Here is a 24,187-nt window from a genome sequence, read left to right as displayed (position 1 = left end):
CGCGTTGCAGCCGACTAGGGTCACAGCGAGGTGTCCGACGGCAGGACCGGCGCCTCGCGCAACAGGACGATGGCGATGCGACGGTTGCCGGCCAGGGTTGGATCGTCCGGATAGAGCGGGTCGGACCCCGCCTTGCCCGCCACCGAATAGACCCGGTCGGGATCGACGCCCGAACCTTGCAGCACCAGACGCGAGCCGTTCGCGCGCTCGGACGACAGGCTCCAGTCGGCAGGGGCGCTGGCGCGGCTGGAGCCGGGCGCTGCGCTGGTATGTCCGGTGATGGAGATACGGTTCGGCAACTGATTGATCACCTTGGCCACGGCGCGCAGCAGCACCTGGGCGCGGGCGTTGGGCCGCGCAGAGTTGTTGTCGAACATCGACCGACCTTCCTGATCGACCAGCTGGATGCGCAGCCCCTCGGGCGTCTGGTCCACGATCAGCTGTTTCGACAGTTCGGCCAGTTCCGGCATCGACTGCATGGCTTGGCGCAGCGATTCGGCGGCGCTGGCGAACTCGGCGGCCTCGCGCTTCTGGATCTCGGCCTGAAGGGCGGCGTCGCTGGCGGACGACAGGCTGGAGCCGGTCTGATCGGTCGCGGGCGCCTCGGGCGCCAGTTCTTCCAAAACCGACTGCGAGCCGGCGCTCTTGACGCCGTCGTCGCCCAGCGATGTGCCGCCCAGAATGCCGCCCGAACCCGACGTCGTTTCGGACACGCTGGCGGGTGCGAAATATTCGGCGATGCCGCGCTTCTGCTCCGGGTCGGTCGTGTTGATCAGCCACATCAGCAGGAAGAAGGCCATCATGGCGGTCACGAAGTCCGCGTAGGCCACTTTCCACGCACCGCCGTGGTGGCCTCCGCCGGAGACCTTCTTGACCTTCTTGATGAGGATCGGACGATCGCTCACGGACATGGACGCGCACCCCGACGAATGGTGTCCCATTCTGGGCTGGCCAAGGTTAACCGGGCGTTGACCTTGAACCCCGGCGCGGCGCGGCCTAGTCCGGCGGCAGGATCAAGGAGCCTGTCATGAAGATCGCATTCGCCGGCCTGGGCGTCATGGGCGCCCCGATGGCCCGTCATCTGGTCGAAACGGGCCACGACGTGACCGGCTTCAATCGGACTGCGTCAAAGGCCGAGGCCTGGGCGGCGGCGACGGGCGGCAAGGCGGCGGCGACGGTGGCTGAGGCGGCGCAGGGCGTCGACCTGCTCATCCTGTGCGTCGGCAATGACGACGACGTGCGCGCCGTCGTGACCGAGGCCATGCCGCATCTGTCGGAGGCCGCCGTGATCGTCGATCACACCACGACCTCGGCCAAGGTTGCGCGCGAAATGGCCGAACTGGCGAACGGGCAGGGACGGTCGTTCATCGACGCGCCGGTGTCGGGCGGCCAGGCGGGCGCCGAGAACGGACAGCTCAGCGTCATGGCCGGCGGGGATGCCGCCGCCCTGGCGAGGGTCGAGCCCGTGCTGAAGGCCTATTCCAAGGCCATCAAACATATGGGACCGGCCGGGTCAGGTCAGTTGACCAAGATGGTCAACCAGATCGCCATCGCCGGCGTCGTCCAGGGTCTGGCCGAAGCGGTCCATTTCGCTCAGGTCGCGGGACTGGACACCGACGCCGCCTATGAGGCCGTGTCCAAGGGCGCCGCGCAAAGCTGGCAGATGGACAATCGCTGGAAGACGGCGGCCAGGGGCGAGTTCGACTTCGGCTTCGCCGTCGACTGGATGCGCAAGGACCTGGGTCTGGTGCTGGACGAGGCGCGCACGAACGGCGCCCGCCTGTCTCTGACGGCCTTGGTCGATCAGTTCTACGCCGAGGTTCAGGCCCTGGGCGGAAACCGCTGGGACACGTCCAGCCTGGCCGCGCGACTGCAACCCCGCGACTGACGCCTAGAGCCGGCGGTGCATGATGTGCAGGCCCACCAGCCCGTGCGTCGGGTGATCGAACGCTTCGGGAACCGTGCCCACGATCTCGAAACCCAGCTTCTTCCACAGCGCCACGGCGACAGTATTGGTCTCGACCACGGCGTTGAACTGCATGGATCGAAAGCCGGCATCCCGCGCGAAAGCCAGCGCGGCCTCGCCCAGCGCCCGGGCCACGCCGCGCCCGCGCACTTCGGGCGCCACCATGAAGCTGCCGTTGGCGACGTGGGCCCCGTTTCCCGGCTGGTTCGGAATGATCTTGGCGGCGCCCAGCACCTGACCGTCCTCGACCGCCACTAGAGTTCCTCCCGGCGCCGGCGGCGTCCACAGAGCGCGCGCCTGATCCTCGGTCATGTCCAACGGATAGGTATAGGTCTCGCCTGAGCGGGTGACGGTCTCGATGATCGGCCAAAGACCCGTCCAGTCGGCCTCCGTGATCGGCCGGGTCTTCACGCCCATCAGCCCAGCAGCCGTGCGGCCTGCGGTGCGAAATAGGTCAGCACGCCCGCGCATCCCGCGCGCTTGAACCCGTGCAGGGTCTCAAGGATCGCACGGTCCCGGTCCAGCCAGCCATTGGCGATGGAGGCCTGCATCATCGAATATTCGCCCGACACCTGATAGGCGAAGGTGGGCACGCGGAAGGTCTCGGACACGCGACGGACGATATCCAGATAGGGCATGCCCGGCTTGACCATCACCGCATCGGCGCCTTCCGACAGGTCCATCGCCACCTCCTTAAGCGCCTCGTCGGAGTTGGCGTAATCCATCTGATAGGTCTTCTTGTCGCCCTTCAGCATCGCCGAGGAGCCCACGGCGTCGCGATAGGGGCCGTAGAAGGCCGAGGCGAACTTGGCGGCGTAGGACAGGATCAGCGTGTCCTGAAACCCGTTGGCCTCCAGCGCCTCCCGCAACGCCTGGATGCGGCCATCCATCATGTCCGACGGGGCCACGACATCGGCGCCGGCGTGGGCGTGGATGAAGGCCTGTTCGGCCAGACGGTCCAGCGAGGCGTCGTTGGCGATCCGGTCGCCCTCCATCACCCCGTCGTGGCCGTGGTCGGTGTAGCAGTCCAGGGCGACGTCGGTCATGACGCCGATCTCGGGCGCGGCGTCCTTGATCGCCTTGATGCAGTCGGGAATCAGGCCGTCGGGGTCGGTCGCGCCGGTGCCGACCGCATCCTTGATCGCGCCGTCGACATTGGGGAACAGGGCCACCATCGGAATGCCGAGGTCGCGCGCCTCGACAGCCGCCGCCGCCGCCGCCTTGGGGGAAAGCCGAGACACGCCGGGCATGGAGGCGACCGGGACGCGATCCTCAGCGCCGTCATGGACGATCAACGGCCAGATCAGATCGGTCGGCGTCAGGGTCGTTTCCGCCACCAGCCGCCGTACCCACGGGCTGGACCGCAGGCGGCGCGGACGGGCGAGCGGGAAGGGGGCGGGCTGATAGGGAAGCATGGCGAGACCTTGGAAAATCCAGCGTCGGACTAGCGCCGCAACGACCGTGGCGCAAATCGCGTGATGCGTCGGATCGTTTCGTGCGTGATGACGGCTTGCGCGGATCGGCGAAATGCGAGCCTATCGCGACAAATCGATGGAGACGGTGATGATCGGCAAATTGGCGGTGGGTGCAACGGCCCTGGTTCTGGCGGCAGGTCTGTCCGGCTGCATCATCATCGACTCGGACGGCGGAGAGCGGACCGTGGTCAGCCCGGCGGCCGACGCGCAGCCGGCGGGCTATTCCAGTCTCTATGCCGATGCGGTCGCCGATCCCAAGCGTCCGGCCGAAGAGGTCGCGCGTGATCCGCTGCGTCACCCAGCCGAAATTCTTGCCTTCGCTCAACTGGAGCCCGGCGACAAGGTCGCCGACATTCGCCCCGGCGCCGGCTATTTCACACGCCTGTTTTCCGACGTGGTCGGCCCGACCGGCCGCGTCTACGCCTTCGTGCCCGAGCGGACGATGGCGCGCGAGAACGCCGGGGCCGATGCGCTTGTCGCGGCCTATTCGAACGTGACACGCGTCAACGGCCTGCTGGACTCCATGACCTTCGCCGAGCCGCTGGACATGATCTTCATGAGCCAGGAATACCACGACTTCCACATCCCCGGTTTCAACACCGACGTGGCCAGGATGAATGCGGCGGTGTTCGCGGCGCTGAAGCCCGGCGGCCGCTACATTTTGATCGACCATGAGGCGGCGCCCGGCACGGGCATCTCGGCGGTTCAGACCCTGCACCGCATCGAAGGCGACTATCTGAAGCGCGAGGTCGAGGCGGCGGGCTTCGTCTTCGAGGGCGAGAGCCAGGCCGTCGCCAATCCCGCAGACGACCACAGCCTGAACGTCTTCGACGAGAAGATCCGCGGCAAGACGGACCAGTTCGTCTATCGCTTCCGCAAGCCGGGCTGATCGATCTCGATACTGAGAACCGTTATCAATTAAGGGTTTGGGGCGTTTTGTCCATGCGGCGGACATGGACAAGCCCGCTTCGGGAGAGCAAACAACGCAAAGACATCGCCATAAGCGAAAGAACGCGTAGTTTGTTCGACTATAAGGCCGCCTTTAATAGCTCCGTGGAGCAGGTTCGCAGCGAAGGGCGCTATCGCGTCTTCGCCGATCTGAAGCGCGTGCGCGGTCAGTTTCCGCAGGCTGTGCGCCGCCGCGAGGATGGCTACGAACAGGACGTCGTCATTTGGTGCTCCAACGACTATCTCGGCATGGGCCAGCACCCCGTCGTGCTCGACGCCATGCATAATGAGATCGACGCGGTAGGCGCCGGTGCCGGCGGCACGCGCAATATCTCCGGCACGACTCGCTCCGCTGTCGATCTCGAAGCCGAGCTGGCCCACTGGCACCAGAAGGAAGCGGCCCTGCTGTTCACCTCGGGCTATGTCGGCAACGAGGCGACGCTGTCGACCCTGCAGAAAATCCTGCCGGGCCTGATCACCTTCTCCGATTCGCTGAACCACGCCTCGATGATCGCCGGCATTCGCCACGGCGGCGGCGAGCGTCACGTCTTCATGCACAACGATCTGGCGCATCTGGAGGCCCTGCTGGCGGCGGCTCCGGCCGATGCGCCCAAGCTGATCGCGTTTGAGAGCGTCTATTCGATGGACGGCGACATCGCCGATCTGGCCGGCACGATTGCGCTCGCCAAGAAATATGGCGCCCTGACCTATCTGGACGAGGTCCATGCGGTCGGCCTGTATGGCGAGACCGGCGCGGGCGTCGCCGAGCGCGACGGCGTGCTGGACCAGATCGACATCATCGAATGCACCCTGGGCAAGGCGATCGGCGTCATGGGCGGCTATATCGCCGCCGACGCCATGATCATCGATGCGGTGCGCAGCTGGGCCTCGGGCTTCATCTTCACCACCTCGCTGCCACCCGCATTGACGGCGGGCGCGTTGGCCTCGGTGCGTCACCTGAAGGCCCATCCCGAACTGCGCGTCCAGCATCAGGAGCGCGCCGCGACCCTGAAAGCCCGCTTCGCCGCCGCCGGCATCCCTGTGATGGAAAGCGAGAGCCATATCGTGCCGGTGCACGTCGGCGATCCGATCCACTGCAAGATGATCTCGGACATGCTGCTGGACGAGTACGGCGTCTATGTTCAGCCGATCAACTATCCGACCGTGCCCAAGGGAACCGAACGTCTGCGCTTCACCCCGTCGCCGAACCACACCGACGCCATGATGGATCATCTGGTCCAGGCGATGGACAAGCTGTTCGCCCACTGCAACGTGGCGCGCCGACCCGTCGCCGCATGACGAACGGCGACGACCCCCGCTTGGACTTGGGGGAGGTCATCGTCGAGTTCACCCGCAACGGCCCCTACCTCAAATGCTCGGCCATCCATGTCGCGACGGGCCGGGAGGTCAGCGCTATGGGGCCGGTCAACGAACGCAAGTCTGTCGAACGGGTGGCGATCGCCAAGCTGAGGCGGGCTCTGGGCAAAGGCTGACCACAAGATGTTGTGGTCGGGCCCGGCTGGGGATAGATAGGCCAGCTTCTGATTTCCGGGGATTCCAGCGTGACGGCCTTCACCCACGACGCCTATTTCACCAAGACGCTCGCTGACGCCGACCCGGATGTCTTCAAGGGCATTCAGGGCGAGCTGGGCCGTCAGCGTGAGCAAATCGAGCTGATCGCTTCCGAAAATATCGTCTCCCAGGCGGTGCTGGACGCGCAAGGGTCCGTCCTGACCAACAAATACGCCGAAGGCTATCCCGGTCGTCGCTACTATGGCGGCTGCGAGTTCGTCGACGTGACCGAGGATCTGGCGCGCGAGCGGGCCAAGCAACTGTTCGGCGCGGCCTTCGCCAACGTCCAGCCCCACTCGGGCGCTCAGGCGAACCAGGCGGTCTTCTTCACCCTGCTGCAACCCGGCGACACCTTCCTGGGCATGGACCTGGCCTGTGGTGGACACCTGACGCACGGCTCGCCCGCGAACCAATCTGGCAAGTGGTTCCGCCCCGTGACCTACAAGGTGCGCGAAGATACCCATCTGATCGACTACGACCACGTCGCCGAAATGGCCGAGCGTGAGAAGCCCAAGCTGATCCTGGCCGGCGCCTCGGCCTACAGCCGCCACATCGACTTCAAGCGCTTCCGCGAGATCGCCGACAGCGTCGGCGCCTATCTGATGGTGGATATGGCCCACTACGCCGGCCTGATCGCCGGCGGCGCCTATCCGGACCCGGTCCCGCACGCCCACGTCGTCACCACAACGACGCACAAGACCTTGCGCGGCCCGCGTGGCGGCATGATCCTGTCCAACGACGTCGATCTGGGCAAGAAGATCAACTCCGCCGTCTTCCCCGGCCTGCAAGGCGGCCCGCTGGAACACGTCATCGCCGCCAAGGCCGTGGCCTTCGGCGAAGCGCTGAAGCCCGAGTTCAAGGGCTATGCCCAACAGGTGGTCAAGAACGCCCAGGCCCTGTCCGGCGTTCTGATCGAGCGCGGCCTGGCCATCGTCTCGGGCGGCACCGACAGCCACCTGGCCCTGGTCGACCTGCGGCCCAAGGGCGTGACCGGCAAGGCGACCGAGCATGAGCTCGAAAAGGCGCTGATGACCTGCAACAAGAACGGCGTGCCGTTCGACACCGCCCCCTTCACCGTCACCTCGGGCGTCCGCCTGGGCACCCCGGCTGGCACCACGCGCGGCTTCGGCGAGGAAGAGTTCAAGCAGATCGGTCACTGGATCGCCGACGTCGTCTCGTCGATGAACGGCGGCGACGAAGCCGATCCGGCCGTGGTCGCAGGCGTCGCGGCCCAGGTGCGCGAGTTGACGCACCGCTTCCCGATCTACGGATAAGCGCCTGATGAAGTGCCCTTTTTGCGGTCATCAGGACACTCAGGTGAAGGACAGCCGGCCGTCGGATGACGGCTCGGCCATCCGACGCCGCCGGTCCTGCCCGAACTGCAACGGGCGCTTCACGACGTTCGAGCGCGTGCAACTGCGTGAACTGGTCATCCTGAAGCGTAACGGACGGCGCACGCCCTTTGACCGCGACAAGCTGGAACGCTCGCTGGGCGTGGCCCTGCGCAAACGCCCGGTTCAGGCCGATCAGGTCGAGCAGATGGTCAACCGGATCGTCCGCCAGCTGGAAAGCCTGGGCGAGACCGAAATCCCGTCCAGCACGGTCGGCGATTTCATCATGAAGGCGCTGAAGGGCGTCGATGAGGTGGCCTATGTCCGCTACGCCTCGGTCTACAAGGATTTCCGCCACACCGGCGACTTCGCCAAATTCTTGGGCGACGAAGGGTTCGACGAACCGTCCGGCAAGGCCTGATGCAGGTCACGCTGAAACTGGCGACCTCCCTGGACGGGCGGATCGCCACGGCCTCGGGCGAGAGCCAGTGGATCACCGGCGAGGCGGCGCGGCTTGAGGGTCACCGCCTGCGCGCCGCCCACGATGCGATCCTGGTCGGCGTCGAGACGGTTCTGCACGACGATCCCGAACTGACCGCCCGCCTGCCGGGACGCAGCGTGGATCAGCCCTTGCGCGTCGTGCTGGACAGCCGGCTGCGCACGCCGCAGGCGGCGAAGGTCGCGGGCGAAAACACCCTGATCCTGACCGCCGCGGAACCGCGCAATATCGGGGCCGCCAAGGTCGTGCAGGTCGCCGCCGAGGATGGTCGTCCGACCATCCCGGCCGTGCTGAAAGCCCTGGAAGCCGCCGGCGCCACATCTGTTCTGATCGAAGGCGGCGGCCAGGTCGCGGCCTCATTTCTTCGCGCCAATGCCGTCGATGCGTTGGAGTGGTTTCGCGCCCCGATCCTGCTGGGCGGGGAGGGGCGGCCCTGCATCGCCGCCCTGGCTCTTGCAAAGCTGGCCGACGCCCCCAAGTTCCGTCGCCTGGGCGTCGAGCCCGTCGGGGACGATCTGTGGGAACGCTACGCCCGTCTCTGACGCCGTCCAATTAGACGATTAGACGAATTAGACGGTATTTTTCTCCCAAGGGGTCCAGAGTCCAAATGTTCACCGGCATCGTCACCGACATCGGCCGCGTCCGCGAGGTTCGCGAGACCGATCGCGACCGCCGTTACGAGATCGAGACCGCCTGGAACACCGACGGCATCGACTTGGGCGCCTCCATCAGCCATGCGGGCTGCTGCCTGACGGTGACCGAAAAAGGCGCCGATTGGTTCGCCGTCGAGGTGTCGAACGAGACCTTGTCCAAGACCACCCTAGGCGCCTGGAAGACCGGCGACGGCGTCAATCTGGAGCGGGCCGCCAAACTGGGCGACGAGATGGGCGGCCATGTCGTGTCCGGCCACGTCGACGGTCTTGGCCGGGTGATTTCGATCACGCCCGAAGGCGGATCGCACCGGATCGAGGTCGAGGCTCCGGCGCCACTACATCGCTATATCGCCACCAAGGGGTCGATCACGGTGGATGGCGTGTCTCTGACCGTAAACGCCGTCGAGGGTCAGGTCTTCTCGCTGAACATCATTCCGCACACTTGGGACGTGACGACCTTGGGGCGCTTGAAAGTGGGCGATCCGGTCAATCTGGAGATCGACATGCTGGCGCGATACCTCGCGCGGTGGCAGGAGACCGCGTGATGCAAGCCCAGGCCGCCAACATGAACGACAGCCCCATCAGTCCGATTGAGGACATTCTGGAAGACGCCCGCAACGGCCGGCCCTACATCCTGGTGGACGCCGAGGATCGTGAGAACGAAGGGGACATCATCATCCCCGCCCAGTTCGCAACGCCGGACCAGATCAACTTCATGATCCGCCAGGCGCGCGGCCTGGTGTGCCTGGCTCTGACCGCCGAACGCGCACAGCAACTGCGCCTGCCGCCGATGGCCGCCGACAACCGCGAGAGCATGAAGACTGCCTTCACCGTCTCGATCGAGGCCAAGGACGGCGTGACGACCGGCATCTCGGCCGCCGACCGCTCGCGCACCATTCATGTGGCGACCGATGCGTCCAAGGGCATGGACGACATCGTCTCGCCCGGCCACATCTTCCCCCTGGTGGCCCGCGACGGCGGCGTTCTGGTCCGCGCCGGCCACACCGAGGCGGCTGTGGATATCAGTCGCATGGCCGGCCTGACCCCCGCCGGGGTGATCTGCGAGATCATCAAGGACGACGGCGACATGGCGCGGATGCCCGATCTGGTCGCCTTCGCCCAGCTGCACGGGCTGAAGATCGGCACCATCGCCGACCTGATCGCCTATCGCCGTCGCACCGAACGCTTCGTCGAGCGGATCATGGATACGCCGTTCGAGAGCGTTCACGGCGGACCGTTCCGCCTGATGCTGTACAGGAACACGATCGAGGGCGCCGAGCACGTGGCCCTGGTCAAGGGACGGATCGATCCGGCCAAACCGACTCTGGTGCGGATGCACCAGGTGGACTTCGCCTGCGACCTGCTGGGTCACGTCGAGGCGCGCCAGGACTATGTGCCCAGCGCCCTGAAACAGATCACCGACCATGACGGTCCCGGCGTCGTCGTCTTCCTGCGCGATCCGTCGCTGAACTCGCTGGCCGAACGGCTGGCGGGCGCGGACAAGCCGGCGGCGATGGATCGCTCGTTGCGCGCCTATGGCGTGGGAGCTCAGATCCTGCTGGATCTGGGTGTCAGGGATATGATCGTGATGAGTTCGACGCGACCCGAGCCGACGGCGCTGGAAGGCTACGGCCTGCGCATCGTCGGCTGGCGCGACATGGATGGAGAAACCAAGGCGTGACCGAAGCCCCCCGTATTCTGATCGTCGAGGCGCGCTTCTACGACGACCTGGCCGACGCCCTGCTGGAAGGGGCCAAGGAGACGCTGAAGGCGCGTGGCGCCGACTTCGATGTCATCACCGTGCCCGGCGCGCTGGAGGTGCCGCCGGCCATCGCCCTGGCCGAGGAGGCGGGCCGCTTTCCGACCGCCCCCCGCTATGACGGCTATGTCGCGCTGGGCACGATCATCCGTGGCGAGACCTACCATTTCGAAATCGTCTCCGATCAGTCGGCGGCCGGCATCATGGCTCTCGGCGTCAAGGGCGTCATCATCGGCAACGGCATCCTGACGACCGAGGACGAAGATCAGGCCTGGTATCGGGCCCGTCTTTCGGAAGGGGATAAGGGCGGCGGCGCGGCCAAGGCGTGCCTGGACCTCATTGCATTGAAGAAGCGGTTGCGTCATGGCGTCGGCGCATGACTGAACCGAACAGCGTCAAAGCCGTCCTCGAACAACTCGCCGAAGCCGAAAAGCAGCGCGCCGAGCCCAATCTGAGCTCCAAACAGCGTCGCGCTCGCACAGTGTCGCGTCTCGCCGTCGTCCAGGCCCTGTATCAGATGGAACTGGCCGGCGAGGGCGTGGAGACGGTGATCACCGAATTCTCCAACTTCCGCTTCGACGCCGATATCGAGGGCCAAGCCCTGGCCGAGGCCGATGAGGCCTATTTCGCCGACATCGTGCGCGGCGTGATCGAAAGCCAGCGCGACATCGACACGGCTATCAAGGCCCGCCTGGCCTCCAACTGGAAGCTGGAGCGGATCGACGCCACCCTGCGCGCCCTGCTGCGTTCGGGCGCCTGGGAGCTGATCAAGCATCCCGAGACGCCGCGCGAGGTCGTGATCGACGAATATGTCGAACTGGCCAAGGCCTTCTTCGACGACGCCGAGGCGCGCTTCGTCAATGCGGCGCTGGACGGCGTGGCCAAAGACACCCGCAAATAATGCCGGCGCTCGACGTCGCGGGCGAGTTCGAGACGATCGAGCGGCTGTTCAAGCCTCTTGCCCATCCCGAGTGGGGCAGGGGGCTGGCCGACGATGTGGCGGCGCTGCCGTCACGCCCCGGCTATGACCTCGTTCTGACCAAAGACGCCATCGTCGAGGGGGTGCATTTCCTGCCTGACGATCCGCTGGACACGGTCGCCAGGAAGCTGCTGCGGGTCAATCTGTCGGACCTGGCCGCCAAGGGCTCAGAGCCGTTCGGCTATCTGCTGTCCTGCTTCTGGTCCGAGCGCTGCGGCTGGCCCGAGCGTGAGGCCTTCGCCGCCGGACTGGCTGAAGATCAGGCGCGGTTCGGCGTTCACCTGCTGGGCGGCGACACGGTCAGGACACCCGGCTCGCTGTCCTTCTCTCTGACGGCCTTGGGGTGGGCCCCGACGGGCAAGAGCGTTTCTCGCGCCGGCGCGCAGGTCGGCGACCTCGTCTTCGTCACCGGTGTGATAGGCGACGGCCTTCTGGGCCTCAAGGCGGCGCAAGGACAGTTGGCTCTGGCGCCCGAGCGGATGGAAGCCTTGGTCAGCCACTACCGGATGCCCACGCCCCGGACCGACTTCGCCGACATTGTGCGCGAGTACGCCACAGCATCCGTCGATGTGTCTGACGGCCTGGCCGCCGACCTGGCCCACATTGCGCAGGCCAGCAGGGTCGGCGTGTCGCTCAATCTGAACGTCCTGCCGCTGTCCGCTGCCGCCCAGGCCTGGTTCGACGACCGGGTCGATCCGCAGCTGTCGCTGGAAGACCTCGCCAGCGGCGGCGACGACTATGAGATCGCCTTCAGCGCCCATCCTCGCCACGGAGACGCCCTGCGTCGCGAGGCCGAGCGCCGACTGATTCGCCTGACCCGCGTCGGCGAAGTCACCGCAGGTCAGGGCCTGACGGTTCTTTACGACGGTCAGCCCGTGCCGATGTCCAGAAACGGCTGGACCCACGGCTGACGTGGCAAGGGAATCCTAACGCCCGTCGGGCAGGATGTCGTCATGGACCGTAGAACCCTGATCGCAGCCGGAACCGCCGCCCTGACGGGCGCCGTCGCCAGTCGCGCTTCCGCGTCCGGCAGCGAAACGGAGTCCGCGCCGGCAGCCCTGAGCATCGCAGGGCTCGGCCTGCCCGTCATTGAGGACGGGCGTTTGCGCAATTACGTGTTCGTCGCCCTCCGGCTCGAACTGGGCGCCGGCAAGACCGTCGAGCAGATGAAGCCCAAGGAGGCCTTTTTCCGCGACGCCGTCGTCCGCGCGGCGCACAAGACGCCCTTCACCGTGCCCGGCGACTGGACACGCCTGGACGAGCGGGCCCTGTCCGCCTCGCTGGTGGCCGCGTCTGCGGCGATCTCGGGGCGCGGCTCCGTTCGGCGCGTCGAGGTGGTCAGCCAGTCGCCGCGTCGCCGCACGGGCATGCAGACCGCCCGCTGACCCGGCTGACCGACCGCTGTTGCGTCACTCCGCCTGCCATGACAGGCTCCCTTAGCAAATCCCAAAGAACGCACTGACGCGTTCGCCGCGTGCGGGGGGACCGGAAGGCGGACAGAGGCGATAACGCCCGACCGCGCCAAGGCCTGCGCGCCTGTTTGCAAGGGCATGGAAACGCCAATGACGAACTCACTTACGCTGGTCTTCGCGGCCGGTGTGCTGGCGGTGCTGTATGGCGCCGCTCAGACCGCCGTGCTGATGAAGGCGAGCACCGGCAACGACAAGATGCGAGAGATCGCCGCCGCGATCCAGGAAGGCGCCTCGGCCTATCTGAAGCGGCAATATCTGACCATCGGCATCGTCGGGATCGTGATCCTGATCGCCGCCTATTTCCTGATCGGCGCTTACGCCGCCATCGGCTTCCTGATCGGCGCCGTCCTGTCCGGCGCGGCCGGTTATGCCGGGATGCTGATCTCGGTGCGGGCCAATGTGCGCACGGCTCAGGCGGCGTCCGAAAGCCTGTCCAAGGGATTGAACCTGGCGTTCCGCTCGGGCGCCATCACGGGCATGTTCGTGGCAGGCGGCGCCCTGATTGGGGTGTCAGGCTACTACATCGTGCTGACCCAGCATCTGGGCTTGCCCTCAACGGGCCGCGAGGTGATCGACGGGCTGGTGGCGCTGGGCTTCGGGGCCTCGCTGATCTCGATCTTCGCGCGCCTGGGCGGCGGCATCTTCACCAAGGGCGCCGACGTGGGCGGCGACATGGTGGGCAAGGTCGAAGCGGGTATTCCCGAAGACGATCCTCGCAACGCCGCGACCATCGCCGACAACGTGGGTGACAACGTCGGCGACTGCGCCGGTATGGCGGCCGACCTGTTCGAGACCTATGCCGTGACGACCGTTGCGACCATGGTGCTGGCCGCGATCTTCTTCCGGGGGCAGCCCTATGTGGATCTGATGATGGTGCTGCCGCTGGCGATCTGCGCGGTGTGCATCGTGACCTCCATCGTCGGCAGCTTCTTCGTCCGGTTGGGCAAGTCCAAGAACATCATGGGCGCCCTTTATCAGGGCCTGATCGTCACGGGCGTCCTGTCCATCGGCGCGGTCTGGTTGGTGATCGACCAGATGGTGACGGGGCCGATCGTCACGGCCAGCGGTCTGGAGATCCAGCCGATGGCGCTGTTCTGGTCCGGCATGGTCGGGTTGGCGGTGACGGCGGCGATCGTGGTCGTGACCGAATACTACACCGGATCCGGCTTCCGTCCGGTGCGATCGGTCGCCAACGCCTCTGTGTCCGGGCACGGCACCAACGTCATTCAGGGCCTGGCCGTCTCGCTTGAGGCGACGGCGCTGCCGGCGCTGACGATCATCGTCGGCATCGTGGCCAGCTTCCAGCTGGCCGGCCTGTTCGGCATCGCCATCGCCACCACGACCATGCTGGGCGTGGCGGGGATGATCGTGGCGCTGGACGCGTTCGGGCCCGTCACCGACAACGCCGGCGGCATCGCCGAAATGGCGGGCCTGCCGAGCGATGTGCGGCATTCGACGGATGCCCTGGACGCCGTGGGCAACACGACCAAGGCCGTGACCAAGGGCTATGCCATCGGTTCGGCGGGCCTCGGCGCGCTGGTGCTGTTCGCCGCCTATACGTCGGATTTGCAGTATTTCTCGGCCAACCCGGCGGACTATCCCTTCTTTGCAGGTATGGGAGAGATCGCTTTTGATCTGACCAATCCCTACGTCGTCGTCGGCCTGCTGTTCGGGGGGCTGCTGCCTTTCCTCTTCGGCGGGATGTCGATGATGGCGGTGGGACGCGCCGCCGAATCAGTCGTCGCGGAAGTGCGGCGCCAGTTCCGCGAGAACCCCGGCATCATGACCTATCAGGTAAAGCCGGAATACGGCCGGGCGGTCGACATCCTGACGAAGGCGGCGATCCGCGAGATGATCGTGCCGTCTCTGTTGCCAGTGCTGTCGCCGATCGTCCTGTTCGTCGCGGTGCTGGGCATTTCGGACAAGGCGAACGCCTTTGCCGCTCTCGGCGCCATGCTGATGGGTGTGATCGTCACCGGCCTGTTCGTCGCCATTTCCATGACGTCGGGCGGCGGCGCGTGGGATAACGCCAAGAAGGTGATCGAGGAAGGTTTCACCGACAAGAACGGCGTCGTCCACGGCAAGGGTTCGGAGGCCCACAAGGCGGCCGTGACCGGCGATACGGTGGGCGATCCCTACAAGGACACGTCGGGTCCGGCGGTGAACCCGATGATCAAGATCACCAACATCGTCGCCTTGCTGCTGCTGGCGGTGCTGGCGAGCGGGACCATCGGCTAGGCTGAAACATACAGCCCTTACGACAACGCCCCGGAGAGCGATCTCCGGGGCGTCTTTGCTTTTGGGGCGATGAGCCGCCTTAGTCGGGGCGGCGCTGGCCGGGGGTGTCGTCCTCGGTGCGGGGCAGTTGGCCACGGCCGACGTTGCCCAGCAGTTGTTCCAGAACGGTCAGCTCGCGACCGCGCGTCGGCGTCTCGTTGCTGTTCATGGCGATCTGCTCGCCGTCCGTCAGGCCGAGAGTCCGCACCGACGCCACCTGATCGCCCTGCGGGACGAAGGTGATCTCGGTCACCGTGCGGGTCGAAACCTTGGGCAGGTTGTATGTATATTTCTCAGTCGTCTGGCTGATGTAATACCAGACCTGATCAGGCTCGAACGTCGAGGTGGTCGAAGGCGAACCCAGCTTGGCGAGGACGGTTTCCTTGGTGTCCGTGCCGGCGACCACGTCTTGCGGCTTGGCGTCGATGGCCTGGAAGCCGTTGGAGCCGATGGTCGGGGCGCAGGCGGCGGACAGGCCGGCCAGCGAAACAGCGACGAAAAGCGGGACGAAACGGGACATGGTCGGGCGCCTGCGAGAGAACAAGGTCTTTGACCTAGACGGACCTGCGTCCTAGTTCAACGGCGCGGCGGAAAAGGGGCTGTTGGAACCCATGCTGAAAAACCTGTTCAAACCCCGATCCGGCGTCCGTCTCGGCGACGATCTCTACGCCAAGGCCGTCAGCCAGGCCCGCAATCCGGCCTTCTACACGCGCCTGGCGGTCGACGACCGCATCGACGCGCGATTCGAACTCTACACGCTGCATGTGCTGTTGCTGGTGCTGCGGCTACGCGATGAAAACACGGCTCAGGGCCAAGATGCGGCTCAGGCGGTCTTCGACGTCTATGTCTCGGCGCTGGATCACGTCTTGCGGGAGGAAGGCGTGGGCGACGTCGCCGTCGGCAAGAAGATGCGTAAACTGGGAGAGGCCCTGTATGGCCGGATGAACGCCTATGAGCAGCCGCTGCGCGCCGGCGATGCGACGGTTCTGGCCGAGGCGATGGCGAAGAATGTCTACGCGGATCCGCAAGCGCCCCATGCGGACACATTGGCGCGTTATGCGCTGACGACACGCGCAGCCCTGGCGGCGCAGGATTTCAACAAGGTGCTGGCGACGCCAGCATGGGCGGAAGTTTGAAAGAGATGAGCGCGACGCTCCCCTACAGCGAAACGGTGCGGGTCAATCAGATCGGCGCGGGCCTGAGCCGCCGGCTTGAACCGGATGCGGAGACCCGCAAGCGAATCGCCCGTAGCCTGGATCTTCAGGGGCTGGATGATTTCGCCGTCGATCTTGAGATCAAGCCGACGCCGTCGACCAGCGAATGGACGATGAAGGGCAGGGTGACCGCGCATGCGGTGCAGACTTGCGGCCTGACCCTGGAACCCTTGCCGGTCGATGTGGATCGGCGTTTTTCCATTCAGCTTGTCGAAGCCAAGCCCGAGGAAACCGACGAGATCGAGGTCACGCTGGATGAAGACGACGCCGACGTGATCGAGGACGGCAAGATCGACCTGGGCCAGTATGCGGTCGAACAGTTGGTGCTCTCGCTTGATCCGTTCCCGCGCAAGCCGGGCGCGGAGTTCGTGCAACCTGAGGAGCCGACGGAGATTTCGCCGTTCGCGGCCCTGAAGGCGCTCAAGCCCAAAGACGACCAAGGCTGAGGTTGACGTAGGGGCCGGGTGGTTGCATCCCCCGGCTTCGGCGCTATCGTCCAGCGCATCCTGCCAAGCGTCGCGCGACAAGACGACGCGGCCATAAGAGGTCCATTTGCCAGCCCCAGTTACGATCTCGCTTGACGCCATGGGCGGCGATCACGGGCCCTCCGTCGTCGTTCCCGGCATCCGCAGCTATATCCGCACCCACGATGGCGAGGGGGTGCGCTTCCTGCTGCATGGCGACGAGGCCAAGATCGCGCCGGAGTTGGCGCGTTGCGGCCTGGCGGCGGACGTCTGCGAAATCCATCACACCGACAAGGTCGTGGCCATGGACGAAAAGCCGGCCCAGGCCATGCGGCGCGGCAAGGGCTCCAGCCTTTGGAACGCCATCGAGGCGGTGAAGACGGGCCAGGCGGCCGGCGTCGTCTCGGCCGGCAACACCGGCGCCCTGATGGCGATCTCGAAACTGATTCTGCGGATGTCTGCGCCCGGGCTTGAGCGTCCGGCCATCGTCGCCAGCTGGCCCACCTTCAAGGGCCACACGGCGGTTCTGGACGTCGGCGCCAACATCGGCAGCGATGCGGAGCAGCTGGTCGAGTTCGCCATCATGGGCGAAGCTTTCCAGTCGGCCGTGCGCGGCGTCGCGCGCCCGACTATCGGCCTGTTGAACGTCGGTTCGGAAGACATGAAGGGCAACGAACAGGTCAAGGAGGCGCACGCCATCCTGCGCGATGGGCCGTTCGACCTGAACTATCATGGCTTCGTCGAGGGCGACGATATCGCCAAGGGCACGGTGGACGTGGTGGTGACCGACGGCTTCACCGGCAACATCGCGCTAAAGACCGCCGAAGGCACGGCGCGCTATATTTCCGCCCTGTTGAAAGAGGCCCTGACCTCCAACCTGCAATCCAAGCTGGGCGCCGTCATCGCCATGCCGGCGTTGAAGAAGATGCGCCAGAAGATCGACCCCAGCGCCATCAACGGCGGCCCTCTGTTGGGCCTAAACGGCATTGTCGTGAAGAGCCACGGCGGCGCCGACGCCAAGGGCTTCGGCAACGCCATCCGCATCGCTGTCGATCTGGCCCGCAGCGACTATATGAGCAAGGTGGGGGACAACCTGGGCAAGCTGGACGCGGTGTTCGATCATGCCGCCAAGCCCGCCGCAGCCGTGGGAGAACCCCTCCAGTGACCGTCACCCGCAGCGCCGTGACCGGCGTCGGCTCCTATCTGCCGGAGGAGATCGTCACCAACGCCGACCTGGCCAAGTTCGTCGACACATCCGACGAATGGATTCAGGAGCGCACCGGCATCAAGCAACGTCATAAGGCGCGCGACGACCAGCCGACCAGCGATCTGGCGGTCGAGGCCGCCAGGAAGGCGCTCGCCGACGCGGGCAAGGCGGCGTCCGACGTCGATCTGATTATCGTGGCCACCACAACGCCCGACATGACCTTCCCGGCGGTCGCGTCGATCGTCCAGGCCAAGCTGGGCGCGGGCGTCGGCATCGCCTTTGATGTTCAGGCCGTCTGCTCCGGTTTCGTCTATGCGCTCAGCGTCGCCGACGGATTCGTGGCGCGCGGCCTGTCGAAATGCGCCCTCGTTATTGGGGCCGAAGAGATGACGCGGCTGATGGACTGGACCGACCGGACCACCTGCGTCCTGTTCGGCGACGGGGCCGGCGCCGTGGTGCTGGAACCGCGCGAAGGGCAGGGGACATCGGACGACCAGGGCATGCTGGGCTTCGCCTTACGGGCCGACGGGTCCAAGACCGACCTGCTCTATGTCGATGGCGGCCCCGCGACGACCGGCACCGTTGGCCACCTCCGCATGGCCGGAAACCAGGTCTTCCGTCATGCCGTCGTGAATATTGCCGAAGGCATAACCGCCGCCTGCGCCGCCGCAAACATCCAGATCGCGGACGTCGACTGGTTCGTGCCGCACCAGGCCAACCAGCGAATCATCAAGGGCGTCGGCGACCGGCTAGGTCTGGACGAGAACAAGGTGATCTCGACCGTCGCGACCCACGCCAACACCTCGGCCGCCTCGATCCCGCTGGCGCTGGACGCTGCGATCCAAGACGGGCGGATCAAGAAGGGCGATATGGTGCTGCTTGAGGCCATGGGCGGCGGCCTGACCTGGGGTGCCTGCGCGCTTCGGCTGTAATCGACATCGAGGCATTGATTTTTCGGGGGCTTTGCGCCCCTATGGATGCGAGCGGATCGCATGACAGCGGGGATACGATGGCAGGCCAACAGACCGTGACGCGCGCCGACTTGTGCGAAGCCGTGCATGAAGAGGTCGGCCTGTCGCGTCAGGAATGCTCCAGCCTGGTCGAGCGCACCCTGGAACTGATCGTCGAATCGCTTGAGCGCGGCGAGACGGTGAAACTGTCCGGCTTCGGCGTCTTTCAGGTGCGTGAGAAGCGCGCACGGATGGGCCGCAATCCCAAGACGGGCGAACCGGCGGCGATCAACCCGCGCCGGGTCATCAGCTTCCGCGCCTCACAGATCATGAAAAGCCGGGTTCACGACGCCGTCGTCGAGGCCTGATCGCGGTGGCCAAGAGCGCCGACGCCTTCCGAACCATTTCTGAAGCGGCCGAAGAGGTCGGCGCGCCGCAGCATGTCCTGAGGTTCTGGGAAACGAAGTTCGATTTCGTCACGCCTGTGAAACGGGCTGGCGGGCGTCGCTTCTATCGGCCCCAGGACATCGCGGTGCTGAAGGCGGTCAAACGCCTGCTGCACGACGATGGGCTGACGATTCGCGGCGTCCAGCGTCTGCACAAGGAACAGGGGCTGAAAAAGCTGATCGGGGCGGAGGCCGCTGCACTGATCGACGACGGCGATGTCACGTTCGCTACGGCGACTTCCGATGTCGCGCGGGCCGAAACCTCGAAATTGCATCAGGTTCTGGCCGATCTGGAGCAGGCCAAAGCGCGTCTGGACGCCGTTCTTTCACGGTAGGTGGAAAAGTCGTTTTAGCGTTTGCGGACAGCGGTCCCCCCGTCTATAGGGAGCGCCTTCGGAGCGTGGCGCAGCCTGGTAGCGCACTTGACTGGGGGTCAAGGGGTCGCAGGTTCGAATCCTGTCGCTCCGACCATCTAAATCATTGATTTGGAATGGTTTTGAAGGGGTCGCCTTTTGGCGGCCCCTTCGCAATTCCGTTTTGGGGCACATATGGGGCACAGCGCTGATTCGCGGGTTTTGCCGTGGTCAGGACGGCGCGTGGCTGTGCAGGCCGTTTGCGCCCACCCGGCTCTGACATTGTCCTTTTCCTCGCAACCATAGACTTTGATCCGATCAGGGTTCGGCGAACGTGGCGTCCCACCTGGGAATCGGTCACGGTCGAAACCGACCTTGGGAGGGGCGACCGTTGCAGGAACAATATCCGACCCTGACCATCGCTGATTATGCGAACGGAGCGGCTCGGACAGACCGGGGCGTCGAGGGTCAGTCGCTGGCCTTCCCGCTCTTGGGCTTGTTCGGCGAGACCGGAAGCCTTCTGAGCGAGCTCAAGAAGAAGCAGAGAGATAAGGCCGCCTCACGCGCCTATGCCGACGCCGTGGCGGACGAGTTGGGGGATGTGCTCTGGTACTTGGCCGCCGTCGCCAGTCGTGGCGGCGTCAGCTTAAACGCCGTGGCGGCCCATTTGGTGCGCGATGACGCGGAATGGACCGGCGTGGAAATTCCGGACCTCAGCTTTGAAGCCCTTCAGTCGCATAACATCCCCCGAACGAGGCAAGCGCCCGCCCAGTTCGAAACAACCCTTTTGGCCTTGGCCGACGAGGTCGGCGGGCTGGTCAGGGCGCATCGGACCGGCGAGATCGTTTCAGGTGGGGATGTCCTTCCCCTTTCGCTGACACGCATTTTCAAACTTATGCTGAAGGCTTCGCGGGAGGCGGGGATGACGCTGGAAAGCGCCGCCATCAAGAATCTGTACAAGACGCAGGATCGGTGGCCTGACATCCGGGCCTATCCCGAGGCGTTCGATGAAAGGTTCGACGCGGACGAACGATTGCCGCGGACCCTCGTGATCGAGATTTTCGAGAAGACCGTCCGCGGTCAGGCGTTCGTCTTCCAGCGGTGCAACAACCTCTTCATCGGGGACCGCCTGACCGACAACGCCCATGAGCCGGACGACTATCGGTTTCACGACGTATTTCATTTCGCGTTCGTCGCTGTGCTGGGGTGGTCGCCCGTGATCCGCGCCCTTCTGCGGCTTAAGCGGAAGAGCGACCCGAAGATGGATGAGAACGAGGACGGGGCGCGCGCCGTCCTGATCGAGGAGGGTATCTCCACCTGGGTGTTCGGTCAGGCGGCGTCCCTGCAGTATTTCGAGGGAATGCGGGCTGGCGAGATGCCGATCGGCGTTCTCAAGCAGGTGCGCCAGTTCGCGGAGGGCTATGAACCAGAGGTCTGTCCGCTGTGGTTGTGGGAGGAAGCGCTCCTGCAGGGCTACGCCGCATTCCGTTTTCTCAGGATTCATCGCCAGGGCCGGGTGATCGTGGATTTCGACAATCGGCAATTGCGTATAGAGCCCCTGCCGTCATGACGCCGACCGACTTCGTTTCCGCGCTTGAAAGCGCCATCCTGCCGCATGTGTTCAATCCGTGGCGCGATCGCTGCGAAGTACACGACCTGGAGGACGCGGCAGCCCGACGCCGAGAGAATCTGCGTCTTGTGCTGGACCACGCTCTGGAGGGCGGGGTGACCACGATGTGGATTGGGAGAGATCTCGGCTACCGGGGCGGGCGCCGAACGGGCGTCCCCCTTACCGACGAGGTCCACCTGGCCTCCGCCGGCGCCCTGTTTAACGACGCCATCCTGCTTCGGGCGACCCATGGGCCCATCGTCGCCGAACGCACCGCAGCGGTCGTGTGGCGAGTGCTGGAGCAGGTCCGACAGCCAGTCATTCTGTGGAACGTCTTTCCCTTCCATCCTCACGAGGCGGGAGAGCCGATGTCAAACCGGTGTCATACGCGAGCGGAAAGGCAGGCCGCCTGGCCTCTGCTGGAGGCGTTGATCGATATGATCCGGCCAGAACGCATGGTCGCCATCGGCCGGGACGCCAGTTACGCCCTGACCGATCTCGGCATTGACGCGCACGCCGTGCGCCATCCCAGCTATGGCGGCCAGTCAGAGTTCATCGCCGGCATGCAGACCCTCTACGGCCTGTCAGAAACCCCGCCGCTCTTCGCCGCGGCCGGCTGCGCCTAGGCCAGGGCGTCACAGGCCTTCAGCAGGGCCTGTACCTCGCCGCGCTTCTGGTCGGCTTCCGCGTGGGTCGACACGATGGTGAGCGACCCAACGCCTCGGCCCGACTCCTTGGCGACGAACGCCATCAGACGCCCCAGGCCGATCAGATTGCCGAGCAGCTTCTCTACATAATAGTGATTGCGGTACATCACGGTCAGGTCGAGGCGTTCTCCGTCAGCCGAACGGCGAGGCTTGAAGCTGCCGTGGCTCAGGCATTGGCCGCCGTAAGAAACGCGCGAGACGTCGCGGGCCGGGTCGAAGATCGCGAACTCATACTTGTTGCGCGCCGTGACCGCCGGATCGGACAGTCGGTCAATGATGTCGGCCAGTTGGTTGACGGACCCCCCTTTGCCCGTGCCGAGGTTGATCATTCGCTCGAAATAGTAGCCGGACCACCTGTCGCCCTTGCCGGCCACCGGAAGAACCTGTGTGATGAAGTGCTCATAGAGGCCCTCGGCGCCGTGGCGCCGATAGAGGGCCTGCGGGAAGATGGTGTTGGCCACCGTCTCTATGCGTTTCTTGTCTTTGTCCCTGAGGAAGGCGTCGACGGCGGCGACCACCGGGTCGGCGAGGGTGGAGCCGGCGAGAGGGTCGGCTATATCGAGCACGACGTTGCTGGCGTCGCCTCCGGCGGCTAGAACCGCGCGCAGGCCCTCACGCCAGGCTGTGGCGCAGTCAGGCTGCGACGGGACGGGCAGGTACAATGGTATTCTCCTCAAACAGGGCCATGCCGAACAGGCCGGTGATGACATAGGAGCGGGGCAGCCAGCCATGCCCCTCAAGGCCCCACGCGCCACCCCAGCTGTTGCGGATCAGGACGGCGGGCTCGCCGTCCACCTCTCCGTGACCGACGGCCAGCACCGCGTGGCGGATCGCCGGGTCGGGCGAACCCGCTGCAAGCTGGACCACGCCGGCGGCGTCCGGTGCAAAGAAGCCCGGCGAGAGCATCATCAGCATCAGGACAAGGCGGCCGCCATCGAGGGCGGCGATCAGGCCGTCCCAGGACGCCGTCACAGGCGCGCCGAGACATTGAAATGTCGGGCCCGACCACGGTGTCAGGCTCCAGGTCGCCGAATCCGGCGAGACGGACGGGTAAGGGCACTCGGTCTCGTAGGGTTGGCCATCTTCGGCCAGCGCCTCGATCATGAAGGGCAGGGCGGCTCCAGACGACGGCGGCCGGCCGGCACGCCGCTGGGCGTGGAAGAAGGCCGCCTCCGCCGACAAGGCCGCCCAAGGGGCCCGCAGCCCTCCGTGCGCATCACTCGCGGCGAAGGCCAGGCAGGTCGGCCTTGCGCCCTGGTCGCGCGCCGGGCCCAGCCCTGGCCGAAGGTCGTTCGCCAGCCGGACGCTCATGCGGCGTCCAGCCGGAGGCGCCGCTCGGCGCGAGATAGACCCTTTGCCTCCGGTCCGGTGAAGTCCATGCGGATCGACAGGCTGTCGAGTGGTTCCCTCGGAACCCAGGGACGAGCGTGATCGAGGGTCAAGGTCCCAAGGGCCTGCTCGGCGGCCGCCGCCAGCAGACGACGTGAACAGACCCCGCCGACTGTGTCGGTTTCGATCGCGACCCGGTCGTCGGAGATCGTCCTGAAGCCGGCGGCCTCGATCGGAGATAGGTCCCAGAGGTATCCGGACGTCGCTTTTTCCGTCAGGGCGAACAGAAGATGATCGTTCCGGCTTCCTTCGATCCGGCCACCTTGGTCGCGTTCGGTGACGAGCCAGACGTCGGCCTTGTAGTTCTTGGGCGCGAACTCGCCGAGGAGAGCTGCTTTCAGGGATTTGCGGGGTACGGCGACCAAGGCCTCGCGCGTGTCGCTCGAGATCATGGCGTGGCGCTCGAGAGTGCGCGCCGTCGCCTCGTAACTCGCCCCCAGCCTTAGCGACAGCTGGTAGATGACGTGAGGGCGATTCAGATCATGCAGCCGCCACCCCTGACGCGTGCAATGCAGCTGGATAAGCCATTTGGGCATCATCAACGCTGCAGCGAAGGCGTCAGCCTCGGCTTCCTGATAGTTATCCAGCCGGTCTCGCTGTCTCAGTGTTTCCACCGACCCCCGCCGCAGAATCTGTTCCTCGTCATCCAGACTGGGTCGATGGGCCATCAGCCTGTGGCCGAGTTCATGCGCTGCGGTGAATCGCTGGATGCTGAGCGGGCGCTCCGTGGTTACGAGAATGCCGGGAGACGGGGTGTCGATATAGGCGCCGAGCAAACCCTTCAGGGGGCGGACCATGAGGGGCAGGTCGAGGGCGGCGATGATGGCGAACACATCGACAGCGCCAGGGGCGGCCTGGAGCTGGTCGCGCAGGCCGATCTGACGCTGCAGCCGTCCGGCCGCCCGGACGCCGTTGCG

29 protein-coding genes and 1 tRNA gene are annotated in these 24,187 nt (G+C 65.7%); 23 read left to right on the top strand and 7 right to left on the bottom strand.

The window, feature by feature from the left end; translation table 11 throughout:
- Positions 1-20: 20 nt before the first annotated feature.
- Entirely contained in the window at positions 21-911 is an 891-nt protein-coding gene (locus HF680_RS04630) for a flagellar motor protein MotB (protein ID WP_045811177.1), read from the bottom strand.
- Positions 912-1,027: 116 nt separating this feature from the next.
- Here HF680_RS04630 and HF680_RS04625 point away from each other — a divergent pair, with 116 nt between their 5' ends.
- Positions 1,028-1,888, top strand: a complete 861-nt coding sequence (locus HF680_RS04625) for an NAD(P)-dependent oxidoreductase (RefSeq protein WP_045811176.1) — start codon at positions 1,028-1,030, stop codon at positions 1,886-1,888.
- 3 nt (positions 1,889-1,891) lie between these two features.
- On the opposite strand, the gene HF680_RS04620 is transcribed toward HF680_RS04625, so the two are convergent.
- Together HF680_RS04620 and hemB are read right to left on the bottom strand one after the other, a co-directional pair.
- Complete coding sequence (locus tag HF680_RS04620; RefSeq protein ID WP_045811175.1) at positions 1,892-2,383, bottom strand: GNAT family N-acetyltransferase; 492 nt, start codon at positions 2,381-2,383, stop codon at positions 1,892-1,894.
- Entirely contained in the window at positions 2,383-3,381 is a 999-nt protein-coding gene (hemB, locus tag HF680_RS04615; protein ID WP_185224204.1) for a porphobilinogen synthase, read from the bottom strand. Before hemB ends, HF680_RS04620 begins: the two co-directional genes overlap by 1 nt.
- A 112-nt stretch (positions 3,382-3,493) precedes the next feature.
- Between hemB and HF680_RS04610 the strand changes: the two genes are divergently transcribed.
- The 13 genes from HF680_RS04610 to HF680_RS04550 all read left to right on the top strand — a co-directional run bounded on the left by HF680_RS04610 (position 3,494) and on the right by HF680_RS04550 (position 14,892).
- Positions 3,494-4,330 carry a class I SAM-dependent methyltransferase gene (locus HF680_RS04610; RefSeq protein ID WP_185224203.1) on the top strand — a complete coding sequence of 279 codons (837 nt, stop codon included), beginning with the start codon at positions 3,494-3,496 and terminating at the stop codon, positions 4,328-4,330.
- Between the two features lie 131 nt (positions 4,331-4,461).
- The gene (hemA, locus tag HF680_RS04605; protein WP_185224202.1) at positions 4,462-5,688 is read left to right on the top strand and encodes a 5-aminolevulinate synthase; all 1,227 of its coding nucleotides are present in this window, start codon (positions 4,462-4,464) and stop codon (positions 5,686-5,688) included.
- Positions 5,685-5,882, top strand: a complete 198-nt coding sequence (locus tag HF680_RS04600) for a DUF6898 family protein (protein ID WP_185224201.1) — start codon at positions 5,685-5,687, stop codon at positions 5,880-5,882. Before hemA ends, HF680_RS04600 begins: the two co-directional genes overlap by 4 nt.
- A gap of 69 nt (positions 5,883-5,951) precedes the next feature.
- Positions 5,952-7,235: a serine hydroxymethyltransferase gene (gene glyA / locus HF680_RS04595; RefSeq protein WP_039245111.1), complete on the top strand. Its 1,284-nt coding sequence runs from the start codon at positions 5,952-5,954 to the stop codon at positions 7,233-7,235.
- Positions 7,236-7,242: 7 nt separating this feature from the next.
- Positions 7,243-7,713, top strand: a complete 471-nt coding sequence (nrdR, locus tag HF680_RS04590) for a transcriptional regulator NrdR (RefSeq protein WP_039245113.1) — start codon at positions 7,243-7,245, stop codon at positions 7,711-7,713.
- Positions 7,713-8,333, top strand: a complete 621-nt coding sequence (locus HF680_RS04585; protein ID WP_185224200.1) for a RibD family protein — start codon at positions 7,713-7,715, stop codon at positions 8,331-8,333. The genes nrdR and HF680_RS04585 overlap by 1 nt, the downstream gene beginning before the upstream one ends.
- A gap of 65 nt (positions 8,334-8,398) precedes the next feature.
- Positions 8,399-8,989: a riboflavin synthase gene (locus HF680_RS04580; RefSeq protein WP_185224199.1), complete on the top strand. Its 591-nt coding sequence runs from the start codon at positions 8,399-8,401 to the stop codon at positions 8,987-8,989.
- Complete coding sequence (gene ribB / locus HF680_RS04575; RefSeq protein WP_185224198.1) at positions 8,989-10,125, top strand: 3,4-dihydroxy-2-butanone-4-phosphate synthase; 1,137 nt, start codon at positions 8,989-8,991, stop codon at positions 10,123-10,125. The genes HF680_RS04580 and ribB overlap by 1 nt, the downstream gene beginning before the upstream one ends.
- On the top strand, positions 10,122-10,583 hold the full coding sequence (ribH, locus tag HF680_RS04570) for a 6,7-dimethyl-8-ribityllumazine synthase (RefSeq protein ID WP_161639139.1): 462 nt from the start codon (positions 10,122-10,124) through the stop codon (positions 10,581-10,583). The genes ribB and ribH overlap by 4 nt, the downstream gene beginning before the upstream one ends.
- A complete protein-coding gene (nusB, locus tag HF680_RS04565; RefSeq protein ID WP_185224197.1) occupies positions 10,580-11,104 on the top strand; it encodes a transcription antitermination factor NusB in 525 nt (174 codons plus the stop codon). Before ribH ends, nusB begins: the two co-directional genes overlap by 4 nt.
- Entirely contained in the window at positions 11,104-12,093 is a 990-nt protein-coding gene (thiL, locus tag HF680_RS04560) for a thiamine-phosphate kinase (protein ID WP_185224196.1), read from the top strand. The genes nusB and thiL overlap by 1 nt, the downstream gene beginning before the upstream one ends.
- A gap of 42 nt (positions 12,094-12,135) precedes the next feature.
- Positions 12,136-12,567 (top strand): hypothetical protein, encoded by a 432-nt coding sequence (locus HF680_RS04555; RefSeq protein ID WP_185224195.1) that lies wholly within the window; start codon positions 12,136-12,138, stop codon positions 12,565-12,567.
- 177 nt (positions 12,568-12,744) lie between these two features.
- Positions 12,745-14,892 carry a sodium-translocating pyrophosphatase gene (locus HF680_RS04550; RefSeq protein WP_185224194.1) on the top strand — a complete coding sequence of 716 codons (2,148 nt, stop codon included), beginning with the start codon at positions 12,745-12,747 and terminating at the stop codon, positions 14,890-14,892.
- 79 nt (positions 14,893-14,971) lie between these two features.
- Here the strand turns inward: HF680_RS04550 and HF680_RS04545 are convergent, their stop codons facing one another.
- Complete coding sequence (locus tag HF680_RS04545) at positions 14,972-15,451, bottom strand: outer membrane protein assembly factor BamE (protein WP_045811163.1); 480 nt, start codon at positions 15,449-15,451, stop codon at positions 14,972-14,974.
- Between the two features lie 91 nt (positions 15,452-15,542).
- Here HF680_RS04545 and HF680_RS04540 point away from each other — a divergent pair, with 91 nt between their 5' ends.
- The 9 genes from HF680_RS04540 (at position 15,543) to HF680_RS04500 (ending at position 21,800) form a co-directional block, all read left to right on the top strand.
- Complete coding sequence (locus tag HF680_RS04540; protein ID WP_045811162.1) at positions 15,543-16,067, top strand: ubiquinol-cytochrome C chaperone family protein; 525 nt, start codon at positions 15,543-15,545, stop codon at positions 16,065-16,067.
- Between the two features lie 5 nt (positions 16,068-16,072).
- Positions 16,073-16,591 (top strand): YceD family protein, encoded by a 519-nt coding sequence (locus HF680_RS04535; protein WP_045811161.1) that lies wholly within the window; start codon positions 16,073-16,075, stop codon positions 16,589-16,591.
- Positions 16,592-16,730: 139 nt separating this feature from the next.
- A complete protein-coding gene (gene plsX / locus HF680_RS04530) occupies positions 16,731-17,774 on the top strand; it encodes a phosphate acyltransferase PlsX (RefSeq protein WP_045811160.1) in 1,044 nt (347 codons plus the stop codon).
- The gene (locus HF680_RS04525; protein WP_045811159.1) at positions 17,771-18,748 is read left to right on the top strand and encodes a beta-ketoacyl-ACP synthase III; all 978 of its coding nucleotides are present in this window, start codon (positions 17,771-17,773) and stop codon (positions 18,746-18,748) included. Before plsX ends, HF680_RS04525 begins: the two co-directional genes overlap by 4 nt.
- Before the next feature lie 77 nt (positions 18,749-18,825).
- Positions 18,826-19,134, top strand: coding sequence for an integration host factor subunit alpha (locus tag HF680_RS04520; protein ID WP_026108237.1), 309 nt, complete (start codon positions 18,826-18,828; stop codon positions 19,132-19,134).
- 5 nt (positions 19,135-19,139) lie between these two features.
- Positions 19,140-19,547 (top strand): MerR family transcriptional regulator, encoded by a 408-nt coding sequence (locus HF680_RS04515; protein ID WP_045811158.1) that lies wholly within the window; start codon positions 19,140-19,142, stop codon positions 19,545-19,547.
- A 59-nt stretch (positions 19,548-19,606) separates the two neighbouring features.
- Positions 19,607-19,683: transfer RNA gene (locus HF680_RS04510), tRNA-Pro, on the top strand.
- Between the two features lie 378 nt (positions 19,684-20,061).
- Positions 20,062-21,135, top strand: coding sequence for a nucleoside triphosphate pyrophosphohydrolase family protein (locus tag HF680_RS04505; protein WP_235968826.1), 1,074 nt, complete (start codon positions 20,062-20,064; stop codon positions 21,133-21,135).
- Positions 21,132-21,800 carry a uracil-DNA glycosylase gene (locus HF680_RS04500; protein ID WP_185224192.1) on the top strand — a complete coding sequence of 223 codons (669 nt, stop codon included), beginning with the start codon at positions 21,132-21,134 and terminating at the stop codon, positions 21,798-21,800. The genes HF680_RS04505 and HF680_RS04500 overlap by 4 nt, the downstream gene beginning before the upstream one ends.
- Here the strand turns inward: HF680_RS04500 and HF680_RS04495 are convergent.
- From HF680_RS04495 to HF680_RS04485, 3 genes are read right to left on the bottom strand one after another with little or no spacing between them, the layout of a single operon-like run.
- The gene (locus tag HF680_RS04495) at positions 21,797-22,543 is read right to left on the bottom strand and encodes a thymidylate synthase family protein (protein ID WP_185224191.1); all 747 of its coding nucleotides are present in this window, start codon (positions 22,541-22,543) and stop codon (positions 21,797-21,799) included. The genes HF680_RS04500 and HF680_RS04495 overlap by 4 nt on opposite strands.
- Positions 22,515-23,192, bottom strand: a complete 678-nt coding sequence (locus tag HF680_RS04490; protein ID WP_185224190.1) for a C1 family peptidase — start codon at positions 23,190-23,192, stop codon at positions 22,515-22,517. The genes HF680_RS04495 and HF680_RS04490 overlap by 29 nt, the downstream gene beginning before the upstream one ends.
- A complete protein-coding gene (locus HF680_RS04485) occupies positions 23,189-24,103 on the bottom strand; it encodes an ImmA/IrrE family metallo-endopeptidase (protein ID WP_317133989.1) in 915 nt (304 codons plus the stop codon). The genes HF680_RS04490 and HF680_RS04485 overlap by 4 nt, the downstream gene beginning before the upstream one ends.
- Between the last annotated feature and the right edge of the window lie 84 nt (positions 24,104-24,187).

The sequence above is a fragment of the Brevundimonas huaxiensis genome, assembly GCF_014218725.1.
Classification (GTDB): domain Bacteria; phylum Pseudomonadota; class Alphaproteobacteria; order Caulobacterales; family Caulobacteraceae; genus Brevundimonas; species Brevundimonas huaxiensis.
Note: the sequence above shows the minus strand (reverse complement) of the source record. Positions and strands in the feature narration are given on the sequence as shown.